Annotated in this window: 10 protein-coding genes; 5 read left to right on the top strand and 5 right to left on the bottom strand. The window is 60.7% G+C overall.

The window, feature by feature from the left end; translation table 11 throughout:
- Positions 1-21: 21 nt before the first annotated feature.
- Positions 22-381, bottom strand: coding sequence for a hypothetical protein (locus tag VGF98_06350; protein HEY1681235.1), 360 nt, complete (start codon positions 379-381; stop codon positions 22-24).
- 1 nt (position 382) lies between these two features.
- Positions 383-1,939: a hypothetical protein gene (locus VGF98_06345; GenBank protein HEY1681234.1), complete on the bottom strand. Its 1,557-nt coding sequence runs from the start codon at positions 1,937-1,939 to the stop codon at positions 383-385.
- A gap of 114 nt (positions 1,940-2,053) precedes the next feature.
- Here VGF98_06345 and VGF98_06340 point away from each other — a divergent pair, with 114 nt between their 5' ends.
- Complete coding sequence (locus VGF98_06340) at positions 2,054-3,637, top strand: multicopper oxidase domain-containing protein (GenBank protein HEY1681233.1); 1,584 nt, start codon at positions 2,054-2,056, stop codon at positions 3,635-3,637.
- Positions 3,638-3,718: 81 nt separating this feature from the next.
- On the opposite strand, the gene VGF98_06335 is transcribed toward VGF98_06340, so the two are convergent.
- The 3 genes from VGF98_06335 to VGF98_06325 form a co-directional block, all read right to left on the bottom strand.
- Positions 3,719-6,772, bottom strand: a complete 3,054-nt coding sequence (locus VGF98_06335; GenBank protein HEY1681232.1) for a beta-galactosidase — start codon at positions 6,770-6,772, stop codon at positions 3,719-3,721.
- Positions 6,773-6,861: 89 nt separating this feature from the next.
- Positions 6,862-7,764, bottom strand: a complete 903-nt coding sequence (locus VGF98_06330) for an alkaline phosphatase family protein (GenBank protein ID HEY1681231.1) — start codon at positions 7,762-7,764, stop codon at positions 6,862-6,864.
- Positions 7,765-7,880: 116 nt separating this feature from the next.
- Complete coding sequence (locus VGF98_06325) at positions 7,881-8,789, bottom strand: alkaline phosphatase family protein (protein ID HEY1681230.1); 909 nt, start codon at positions 8,787-8,789, stop codon at positions 7,881-7,883.
- 323 nt (positions 8,790-9,112) lie between these two features.
- Here VGF98_06325 and VGF98_06320 point away from each other — a divergent pair, with 323 nt between their 5' ends.
- The 4 genes from VGF98_06320 (at position 9,113) to VGF98_06305 (ending at position 11,681) form a co-directional block, all read left to right on the top strand.
- Positions 9,113-9,436 (top strand): metalloregulator ArsR/SmtB family transcription factor, encoded by a 324-nt coding sequence (locus VGF98_06320; protein HEY1681229.1) that lies wholly within the window; start codon positions 9,113-9,115, stop codon positions 9,434-9,436.
- A 40-nt stretch (positions 9,437-9,476) separates the two neighbouring features.
- Positions 9,477-9,923 carry an SRPBCC domain-containing protein gene (locus tag VGF98_06315; GenBank protein HEY1681228.1) on the top strand — a complete coding sequence of 149 codons (447 nt, stop codon included), beginning with the start codon at positions 9,477-9,479 and terminating at the stop codon, positions 9,921-9,923.
- A gap of 163 nt (positions 9,924-10,086) precedes the next feature.
- Complete coding sequence (locus VGF98_06310; GenBank protein HEY1681227.1) at positions 10,087-11,394, top strand: NAD(P)/FAD-dependent oxidoreductase; 1,308 nt, start codon at positions 10,087-10,089, stop codon at positions 11,392-11,394.
- A gap of 113 nt (positions 11,395-11,507) precedes the next feature.
- Positions 11,508-11,681, top strand: coding sequence for a lmo0937 family membrane protein (locus tag VGF98_06305; GenBank protein HEY1681226.1), 174 nt, complete (start codon positions 11,508-11,510; stop codon positions 11,679-11,681).
- Positions 11,682-11,691: the final 10 nt, after the last annotated feature.

Raw genomic sequence — 11,691 nt, 5'->3', positions numbered from 1 at the left:
GCGCCGCTCTTGTAACGCCCGTTATTTCTTGGGACGAGCTTTTTTTGCCGCCGCTTTTGGCTTCAGCGTCTGGACGAACTCGAGGCTGCGCTCGAAATAGGTGCGAAGCTCGGCAGTCTTGGCGAGCAGCGCGTCGGGAACGACGACCCAATCTTTCTTTACGACCCCGTATGCCTCGAACGGCTTCGTCTTATACTTCTTGATGAAGGCGCCGGCGTCTTCGGGGGAGAGCCGGATGGCGAGAATTCCCGGCGGCGCCAAATGCGTGAACATATGGCCGTTGCACGAAGTGTATGGATTCGTATCGCCTTTGCGTTCGACGTTCGGGTTGGTGGCGATAAGCTTCTCATACAACGCGAGTTTTGCCGCCGGGAGCGGCACCTTAGGTTCCTACGGTCACGTTGACGGCTTGCGACGCAACACCGTTGGTAACGACGACCAGCGTTGCCGGGCCGGCCGCGATTCCCGCCGGTACGTCGAAGCTGGTCGTCACTTTCTTGTTCGAAGCGACGCCCATGAAGCTCGTGCCGTGCGTGCGCGCGTAGTATACCTTGCTTCCGGCGGTGATGCGGACCAGCGGATAGTTCGTGGCTTGCTGGGCGTCATCGCCGTACATGTTGACTTGCGACTCGCCGTTGAACCGCGTTCCGGCGATCTGATACGTCGCCCCGGGCGATATGCTCGACGGAGCCGATGAGATCACGGGCGGTAGCGCGACCGATTTTTTGCTCTTTGGCGTGTAGATCTCGATGTCGCTCGATCCATCGACCGATAACACTTGGCCGGTCGGAAGGAGCAATAGGCGGAAGTTGTAGGTCGAGTCGTTGACTTCGTTCGGCGGGCCGGCAATCTGTTTGAGCTTCTTGCCGTTGAACGAAAAGAAGGTGCTTGGCGTGCTGTACACGCCGGGGCTCGCCGGAAGTATGATCGTTCCGTCGAGGAGCATCGTGGAAGGCGCATCGCCGGTATCCAACTGCTGGTTATCTTGCATTGGAAACGTTGGACCGGCAGTCCATTTGCCGCTCGTTGAATCGTAGATGGCCGTTTGGCCGTTGCCGCCGGCCACGAACACCCGCTTGTCGTGCATCAAGGTTGCGGGTCCGATCTCGTATTCGGAGATTAGATTGGCCGGCGTTTGTCCGGCAGCGATCCAACCTTGCTGTTTCGGAACGTACAGTTGCGCGTACGGCGGATCGAACACGTTAACGGTTAACGCGTTGCCGTTGGGCAGCAACGTCCAACCCTCTTCGCTATTCGAATCTTGCTTGCCGTTGCCGACTAGCGTCCACGTCATGTTCGACTCGTTGAGCAGCGCTTGCGTGCTCAAGCAACAGTTGCCGACCATATACGTGCCGTTTTCCAACACGACGGACTCGCCGTCGCCGAGACTGCTCCACCCGCTCGGTGGTTGGACCGCCGTCCACGCATTCGCGACGGGATCGTAGATAGCGCCAAGCGTCGTTTCGGCCGAATAACAGAAGTTATACTCGCCGCCTTGGACGATCAGCTTACCATCGGGAAGAACCGCCGAAGCAAAGTACAGCGGACCGTAGCTCGACGGCATCGAGGCGCGTTGCACCCATTTGCCGTGCTGATAGTTGCCGCTCGAATCGGGCGTCAACGCATACCAGTTGGGCGAACAGCTATCGTTCACCATCACGGTCCCGTCGGTCATCAACATTTCGGTGCCCGGTCCGTTGACGAACGGCGACGTCGCAGTGAGCGGTTGCCAACCGCCTTTGCGAGCTTTCTCGCGCATGAGCGCCGTGATCGCATGTTTGTGCGGGGGCGGCAACGCCGGCGTGTGGGTCAGGCGCATAAAGCGCGGCATGTTGGCCGCGTTGGCTGCCGGCCCGGCCGGTGGGCCCCCGGCTGCGCTGCATCCTGCAACGAGCGACGCAAGCGTGCATGCAGCGAGCGCGAAACGAAAATGGCGCATCCAAACTCCTCAGAGGAAGCAGCGTAAACGGGAACAATTCGGCCGGGGCTGCGCGTAGCCTGCCCGCTCGGGGAGGAACCGTAGCCGAATCTCCTGCATACGGATGCTACCGTGATGTACGATGTTCGGCGCGCGCTGTTTGCCGCATGTGCGTGCGCGGCGTTAGCCGCCTGCAATAATTCGGCTTCCGGAGCGATGCCGGCGTTGCAAGCCGCTCGGATGCAAGGCGCGCGCGCAAGCGGCGTCATCGATCTTCCAGAGCCGCCGGTCGTTCGAGCGATTCACGGCGTCGCGCGCGCAGCGCTGACGGCGCAAATCAATCCGGCGACGGGCCAGCCCGAGTTCGTGTACGACGGAATGGGCGGCGTCGCACCGACCTTCGACATCGTGCCGGGACAAACGATCGAGGTCGACGTCACCGATAATTTGCCGAGCGTTCCGCCGCCTGCACGCATCGGGCTCGATGACGGCATGGGAAGAAACGGAACCGCCGACGACATGAACCTGCACTTCCACGGCTTGACGGTTTCGCCCAAGCCTCCGGGAGACGACGTGCTCGATATGCTGGCGGAACCGGGGCAATCCTTGCACTATGAAGTGCACGTTCCAAGAAATCAGCAACCCGGATTGTACTGGTATCATCCGCACGTTCACGGTTTTACGAGCTTCCAAGTCGGTCAAGCCGGGATGTCGGGCGCGATCGTCATCGAGGGTCTCGAGCGGCACTATCGTGGTCTGGCGTCGTTGAAACACCGCGTCATGATCGTGCGCGCGACCGGACTCGGGGGCGACGAGATGTCGTTGGCCCCCGGACTGGGGGGCGACGCCATACCGGATTCCGGCTCGAATACACATCCGTGCGGAACGAAGGACGGCCTGACCGTTTCTATCAACGGCATACCGCAACCAAATATCGTGATGGCGCCCGGCGAGCGGCAGTTTTTCCGGGTCGTTAACGCTACCGGCCACAAGACGCTCAAACTCGCGGTCGACGGCGGCACGTTAGAAGTGTTGGCGATCGACGGCTACGCCCTCGATACGTATCCGGGCAATCCGCCCATTCAACGAGTCCCCTCGGTCATTATTCCGCCGGCCGCTCGTGCGGAGTTCATCGTGACCGGCCCAGCATCGGGCAGCGCAAAATTTCGGACCCTATGTTTCGACACGGGACCGGACGGCGATCCCGACCCGGCCCTCGTCTTAGCGAATATCGTCGCCCCCGAGGGCGTTATCGCTGCCGGGCGCTCGCGCGACGTGAGCGCAGCCCATACGTTGCTGCCGAACGCGTTCGAGGCATCCTTGCCTCCGCCGGCTGCGCGCCGCACCGTCGTGCTTAGTGAAAACGCCAAACATTTTTTGATCAACGGTAAGGTATACAAGATGCATGCGCCACCGATGTTCGTGGTGCACGTCGGAACGGTCGAGGAATGGCACGTGCTCAACGTGAGCCGCGAAGTCCACGATTTTCATATTCATCAGACGCATTTCTTGGTCGAACGCATCGACGGCGTCGTGCAGCAACATCCGATTTGGCGCGACAGCGTCGTCGTGCCGCACGAACGCGGCAAAGCCGGCGCAGGCGCCGTCACGTTGCTGATGGACTTTCGCGACCCGATTATCCGCGGTGAATTCGTGTTCCACTGTCACATATTGGATCATGAAGACGCCGGTATGATGGCAAACATTCGAGCGATCTAACTGCGGTAGATTCCGGCGAAGCGATCCGGGCCGTACGATGGGCTAAAAAGCAGCCGATGTCATCCGGCCTGGTAAAGGCCGTCAGATGACCCGAACGAGCGCCATCATGCCGCCGTCTTCGTGATCCAGCATATGGCAGTGGACCACGAACGTGCCGCGGATCTCCGCATTACGGAAGTCGACCAGAACGCGCGCCGTACCCGAAACGATTCTGCCGCTCGTTCGATGGCGCGGCGAAACCAACACGGTATCGCGCCAAAAGCGAGGATACGACGCCTTTCCGTCGATCGATTCGACGACGAAGTGCACTTGGTGGACGTGCATGTCGTGGACCTCATCGGTGTCGTTGACGAACGTCCACTCCTCTAACGTGCCGGCGTGCGCGACGATCGCTGGTTGGCCATGCATCGAGAAGGCGCGACCATCGATGTAGAAGCCGTTCGCGTCCTCGGTCAAGTGGATGATGCGTTTTCGTGCGGGTGCTTGGACGGAGATGGTGGTCGTACGGGTTTGCGGCTCGACACGATTGGCGTCGAGCGCTGACGCCGTTGCCAAAGGTGTGGTTGCCGGAGTCAACACCGCGAGCACGGCGGCCGGATCGCGATCGCCCCCGGACCCGCTGTCGTAACAGCGCGTTTGCAGCATGACCGGTGATCGCTGGCCCGTAACGATAAACTCGAGACGTCCGGCCGGCGGCACGACGGCGTGCGTCATCCACACGACGTCGGAATTTCCGGGATAGGCCGCCACCGGGTAACCGTCGACCCCAACGACGCCGATGCGTTCGTTATCGACCGCGAGGTCGAGCACTCGTCCGGCCGAGGCATTAACGATGCGAAAGAGTTGGCGCTCTCCGTTCGCGATCGTTACGTACGGCGTCGCGACGTCGTTGAGCGTGAGATGCATCGCGGGCTCGGGCAAACACGATTCGTTCGGCCCGGGCGCACCGTCCGGATCGATCCCAGCGCCCTTCGGCGTCGTTCTGCGCGCGTACCACGGGCTCGACAGGATGTCGGGGCGATTCTGGACGTCGCGTGCGATCGCGATGCGTTGCCGCATGCCGCGCAGTTGTGGAATGCGTTCGCTGAGTCCGCCGACGACGATGGCACCCGACATGCCGCTCGTCACTTGCCAATACGTTTCGCCGTGCGAGTGCGGGTGATACCAGTAGAGGCCGGGCGGTTGCGATGCCGGGACGACGAATCGGTAATGCAGGCGGCCGCCCGGCCTTGCCAACGACATCAGAACGTCGTCGCCCGGTTTGTTTGGCGTAACGTTGAGGCCGTGGAAATGCAGATTGACCGCGTTGGCGGTTTGGCTGGAGCGTGGCAGTTCGTTGTGCAGTTCGATATCGATCGCATCGCCGGCTCGTAGACGGATCGTCGGGGCGACGGTTCCGAGCCCGCCCAGGCGCGGCGCGCCGAGACGGCCGCTTCGCGCCGTCAACTGTAATCGCGCAACGCCGTCGCGCGATTCGACCACGGGCAGATCCGGCAACGGAACGTGCGCTTTGTCGAAGGCGCGCAGCGTCGTCAACGAGATGCGGCCGAGACCTTTCTTTCCGGAAAGGTTCCAAACGGCAATCGCGATCGTATTCTCTCCCGGATTCGACGCGATGCCGGCCGGTAGCGGTACGATCTGCACTGGCCCAGCCGCTCCGGTGACGTGCGCCACCAGCCAGCCGTTGAAAAAAATCGACGCGCGATAGTCTCGGTACGACAAGTCTTGGATGCGTAAGGCAAGCAGCGTGCCAGAGGGTAGTGGTACGTCGATTCGGGCCCTCGTTCTGTACCACACCACACCCGGACGAATGGTGGATGCGGGCAGCTTTGTCGTACGCCACGATCGGTCGGAAAACGAAGGGTTCTGCCAACCGGCGATCTCGCCGGCGAGGCCCCCTGCATCGAGCGGGCCGCGTTCCGGATCGACGTTGTATTCGCCGTTGCCGAGAATCTGCCACGCGATCGATGTCGCATGGGGAGAAAGTGCAGCTTGCAGCATGCCGCGCGGCAGGGTGCCCGAGCTATCGCGATTGGGATCGGTCTCGTGTCCGGCGTTTTCAAACAACACCGATAGAAGGTTGTCCCGTCCTGGGCGCAGTTGCGTCGCGACGATTGGGAACGTCGAGCGCGTGATGCCGTCGGACGAAGCGATCGTGTTGCCGAGGTAGGAGCCGTTCAACCAGACGCCCCACGCGCCGCTACGGCCGGCAATGCCCGCCGATGCAAACGCTCGCTCGCGACCCGAAGCAACGAAGTGGCCGCGATACCACACGGCCCCGTGATGGAAGCCGTAGTCGTCGACACCAAAAAAACGGTTCGACGCGCCGCGAGCGACCGGCGCGCCGGTCACCGAGCCGTCATCGCTGTCGAATGCACGGTTTAGTAAGAGCTGCGGCCACGCGCGGTCGTTGAAAGCGGCTTCGGTTTCGTCGTCGTCGGCATGCGTACGCCAACCGGTTATCTCAGGCAGACGTACGTCGCCGGTCGCGACGTTCGTGTCCGCCGGCGCAACGTACGAACCGCGGCTGCTGGGAGTACTCGTCCATCCCCATGGCATTCCGGCGTACGGATCGACGAAAACGAGCGAACCGAACGGCACCGTAACGCCGTCATGCCTTGCCTGCCGCTGGAGGTGCGCCCGAGACTCGGCGCGGTCGTCGATTTGATCGAGAACGATGGTGCCACGGCCGTCCGTCAACTGGTGCCGAGCGACGATCGGGTCGATGTGTTGGAACCATTCGCGGGACTCGAGCACATAGCGCTTGCGCAAGACCGAGCGCGCCGCGGCGTGCGAGAGCATCCAACCGGGGAGGCCGCTCGCGTTGGCATCGCCATCGATGTACGGCCCGGATCGCACGACGACGTACAACTGCTCGCGTGCGGCGTCGTCAAACAGGACGTCGAGATCGCGGATTCCCGAAAAATCGTACGCCCCGGGCCTCGAGGAGTGATATCCCCAGTACAGATCCGTCGCGACGGCGTTGTACCCATCTGCGCGAATGCGCCGGAACATGTCGGGCCACAGCGCCGGCGCCGGCAATTGCCAATAGTGAAATTGTGCCGCCGAAATCGGCGTCGCCCGCCCGTCGATGTTCAGGCCGCGTTGGTCGTAGACGACCGTGTGGTGCGGCACGTCGCATCCGGACCCGGTGACCGCACAAAAAAGGGCGAGCGCTCGGAAAAACCGAGGCGCTCGCCCGCATTTCGTTTCGACTGAAGGTGCTACTTGATAACGCCCTGGATACCGGTAGCCGAGTTGGCGTTATTGATCGGCTTAACGCCGAACACGTCCTCGATCGATCGCAGGACGTCGTAGTGATTGATGGTTTGGCTGTACTGTCCGGGATTCACGTTCCCGATCAGAATGGTAGGAATCTGATTGCCCGGGCTGCCGTCGTTTTCATCGAACGTCAGGATCAAGACGCCATTGTGCGCGGTGTCCCATGCGATCAGCTTCGGGAGGTTTCTCGCGGCCCATGCGTCGCCGATCGCGATGCCGCAATCGTGCATGTCGTTGCACATATTGGGAACGATATAGACGAATTGAGCCGGGGGCCTGGTGAACGGCTTGCGATAGATGATGTTATCTTTTCTGGGGATCCTGGTGAAATCGATCCATGGATTGTGCTTGCGCCGGTACAGGAAGCCGTGCTTGTAAGGTGTTCCTTGGCATCCCTGGTAGCCATCCACCGGCATCGATTCCGCTAATCCTTTGAACGAGATCCCCGCGTCGAGGAGTTCGCTGCCGAGGCTGACGCCACGGTATGTTCGTGGACACCAGTCCGACGCGAGATCTTGGGTCGAACCGCTGAACAGCGCCACGTAGTTCGGTTCGCTTGGATGTCGGATGGCGAAGCTTTGCGTCATGTTCGCCCACTGTTGCGAGAGTCCGGTGATGTACGGAGCTTTCGGACTTCCGATTATTTCGTCGTAGGTCCGGTTCTCGAACATCACGACCTGAACGTATTGCGTCGTGAATGCAAGCGGCTTTGCGGCGGTTCGTACGACCGCGCCATTCGCACTCGAGCCAGAAGGCGTCGCGCCGATTCCATTCGAGTTGTTACACCCGGCAATCGCGACCAGGGCGGCCACGCCGAGGATGCGCGTCCGTTGCGCGAGGAACATTACGTTCTCCCTTAATCGACTAGCAATGTAAAACGCAAACGGATTTCCAGCGCACGCAGTCGTCACCTGTGCGTTTTACGTTAACGTATCTTTAAGTCCGATCTCGAAAGTAAACGCTACTTTATGACGTCCTTAATGACGTCGGCGGAGGCGGCGTCGTTCAGCGGCTTGACGCCGAATACGTCCTCGATCGTTCGGAGAACATTGTAGTGATTGACCGTCTGACTGTACTGTCCGGGATTGACGTTGCCGATCAAAATGGTTGCGATCTGATTCCCCGGGCTCCCGTCGTTTTCGTCGAACGACAGAATTAAGACGCCGTCGTTAGCTTCATCCCATGCGATAAGCTTTGGCAGGTTGTTCGACGCCCACGTATCGCCGGTCGCGACCGGACAGTCGTGCATGTCGTTGCACATGTTCGGAGTAATCCAAACGAACCGTGCAGGCGGCTTGGAGAACGGCTTCTTATAGATCAGGTTATCCGACGCCGGAATATTGCTGAAGTCGGTCCACGGCACGTGCTTGCGCATGTACAGATATCCGCTCGGAAGCGTGTCGGGGACGGCCTGGCAACCTTCGAAGCCCTTGGACGGCATCGACTCGGCATATCCGCGGAACGATATCTTTGCAGCGAGTAATTCGCTGCCGAGGCTCTTGCCCGTAAATGTGACGGGGCACTGGTCGGTTGTGACGCCTTGCGTCGAACCGCTGAATAAGGCGAGATAGTTGGGTTCGCTCGGGTGCGTGATCGCAAAACTCTGCGTCATGTTTGCCCACGTCTTCGATAACCCCGTGATATACGGGGCGTTCGAGTTTCCGATGACTTCGTCGTAGGATTCGTTTTCAAAAATAACGACTTGGACGTACTTGGTTTCGTAGGTCTGCTTTTTATTCGGCGTTGCGATCTGTTGTTTCGCTTCGGAAGCGGCCGAGGGGGCCGATACGATTCCGTTGGAATTGGCGCAGGCTGCAAGCGCCAAGAGCGCGATCCCGCTGAGGATCCGCGTATGGTGCGCGAAGGCCATTACTTTGTTCCTTACAAAATAGAAGTGCGATGTTCGTTGCACTTCTGTCGAGTATGCGTGCGTCCTTCAATCAATTTTATCTTAACGCCGGTTTAAGAACGAGTTTGCAAAACCGAATACGAGCTCGCCGGGGATCGTCCGCCGCACGGGCACAACGATCGCATTCGCGACCGGAGAACGACGACTGCCGAGGACCGGTCAATCCAGAGTGTTCTCCGATTACCGGCATCGCGAACGATCCTTGGGCGGCCGGATGCAGAGCAGTTAATCGTCGCGGGGCCGTGGGATTGACGGCACTGGCCTGAAACGCTATAGTTAACCCGATGGTTAACAATCGTGAGCTGGACGATGTTCTCACAGCGCTAGCCGATCCGACCCGCAGGCGTATCGTCGAACGGCTGGCCCGCGGGGAACGAACGGTCGGCCAGCTATCCGATGGCTTTACGATGACGCCGCCGGCGATTTCCAAGCACGTCAAAGTGCTCGAACGCTGCGGCTTACTTCGCCGCCGCATCGAAGGTCGCGAACACCATTGCCGTCTGAGTATTCGAGGCTTAACTATGCTCTCAACGTGGGTGACCCGCCAAGAACGCTACTGGAATGCCGCCCTCGATCGACTTGTCGCACGCGCCGAAGAAGACGCGTAACTACACTTTACCGTAACTACGCTTTACAAGGAACGAATAGATGACCGACGTTTCCACTCAGGAACGAACGCTGGTACTGCGGCGCACGATCGCCGCGCCGCGCGAGCGCGTCTACGCGATGTGGACGAAGCCCGATCTCATACTAACGTGGATGTGGCCGCCGGAGTGCAAGATCGAAAAACTCGAAGCCGACGTACGCGACGGCGGCACGTATCGCATCCATATGCGCCAGCCCAACGGCGAGGTATGGACGGTGCGCGGCGTTTATCGCGAAGTGCGCGCGCCGGAGCGACTTGCGTTCACGTGGGCGTGGGAAGAAGACGATCCGAAAGATGAGATCGAAACGCTGATTTCGATCGATCTCGCCGAAGCCGGCAACGCGACGGATCTGGTCTTCACGCAAAGCGGCTTTGCGACCGTCGAATCCAGAGATGGACACGGTGAAGGTTGGAACGCGGCGATCGACCGGCTCGTTCCGGCTCTGTAATACTCTTCGCTTGGACGTCGGCCGCGAGAGCATTCCGCTCTTCGAGCCGGCGCCCGTCTCAGCTGCTCGGTAGCAGCTAAAGCCCGTGCTCGGTGCTCCATACCCGCATGCGAGGCGAAACTAGCCGGGTTTCCGGCGCACGTCTCGCGAACCCGAAGCGCCGATGTACGCAGACGAATACGAATATCGGTGCGATGTTGCCATCGTTGGCGCCGGCGCCGCGGGTTTGGCTGCAGCCGAGGCCCTCGCACGCGCGGGAAAGACGTGCGTGCTGCTGGAGGCACGCGATCGTGTCGGCGGTCGCGCGTATACGCAGTCCGGCCCGTCGAATGGCGGCGCCGAACTCGGAGCCGAGTTCGTCCACGGTAAATCGACCGAGCTGCGATCGCTTTTGGCTCGCTTCGGCGTCGCCGTCGTCGATGTCACGGGAAGCCGGATCGCTCGCCGGAACGGCAAGTCGACCGATGGCGATGCTGCCTTCGAGCGCGCGCAAGATTTAATTGCGAGCGTCGACTTCGACGCACCCGACGAGAGCGTCGAATCGTTTCTGTCTAGGATGAATGCAGGTGCCGCAACGGCCGATGCCGTTCGCGCGCTCGTCGGCGGCTTCGACGCCGCGGATCCGGTGATCGCCAGCGCGCACGCAATCGCACGCGAGTGGAGTGGCGAAGAAAGTTTGCAAATCGTTTCGTCGCGCCCCATCGATGGTTATCAGCCGTTCTTTACGCGTTTTGCTCGCACGCTCGACCCGCATCGCGTACGAATTCTCTTGGAGAGTGTTGTCGAGCGCGTCGAATGGTCGTCGCGGGGAGCGGGCGCACGCGTCATCGGGCGCCGTTTCGGCCGGCCGTTGATCGTGCGCGCAGAAACCGCCATCGTCACGGTTCCGGCCGGCGTGCTGGCACAACGCGAACCTGTCCAAGGAGCGCTGGTCTTCGAGCCGGCGCTACCGATCTGGTTTGCAGAAGCGCTACAAGCCATTGCCGTAGGTCACGTGGTGAAAGTAGTGCTCCGTTACGCACGGCCGTTTTGGGAACAAGCCGAAAGCGCATCGGGGGTGTCATTTTTTTCCAGCGATGCAATGACGTTCGGGTCGATGTGGACGCTCGGGCCGACGCGAGATCCGCTCCTATCAGCGTGGGCGGGCGGACCCGCAGCCGAACGCTTCTCTGGGCTTTCACGCGACGAGATCCTCGCACTGGCCGTCAACGACGCCCGCGACACCTTCGGCGAGGCCGCGATGTCGCCACTGGGAGCTCACTATCACGACTGGGCAGCCGACCCGTACGCGCGCGGCGCGTACAGCTATCTCAAGGTCGGTGCCGGAAACGCTCGCGAGTTGTTGGCATCGCCGCTCTCGCCGAGTCTATGTTTTGCCGGCGAAGCGGCCGCTTCGATCGAAGCGGCAGGTACGGTCAGCGGCGCAATTTCATCGGGCGTACGCGCCGCGCGCATCGCACTCGGGGTCTGAGCGGCCAGATCCCGATCTCATCCAATTCATCATAAGCCAGCGAGCGTTTGGCGTTTCGTTGCGGGCCGGCGAGGGTATCGTATGACCAACAGCTGCTGACTTACAACGAACCGATGGAGGTTATATTCATGGGCGGTCTTTTGTGGACGATCATCACGGTACTCGTCGTGCTCTGGTTGATCGGATTTTTGGTCCATATTGGCGGCGGACTCATTCATCTGTTGTTGGTCATCGCCGTCATCTTAGTTGTCGTCAACTTGTTGACGGGACGCGGCGCTCGGCTGTAACCCGCTAGCA

The sequence above is a fragment of the Candidatus Tumulicola sp. genome, from assembly GCA_036490475.1.
Classification (GTDB): domain Bacteria; phylum Vulcanimicrobiota; class Vulcanimicrobiia; order Vulcanimicrobiales; family Vulcanimicrobiaceae; genus Tumulicola.
Note: the sequence above shows the minus strand (reverse complement) of the source record. Positions and strands in the feature narration are given on the sequence as shown.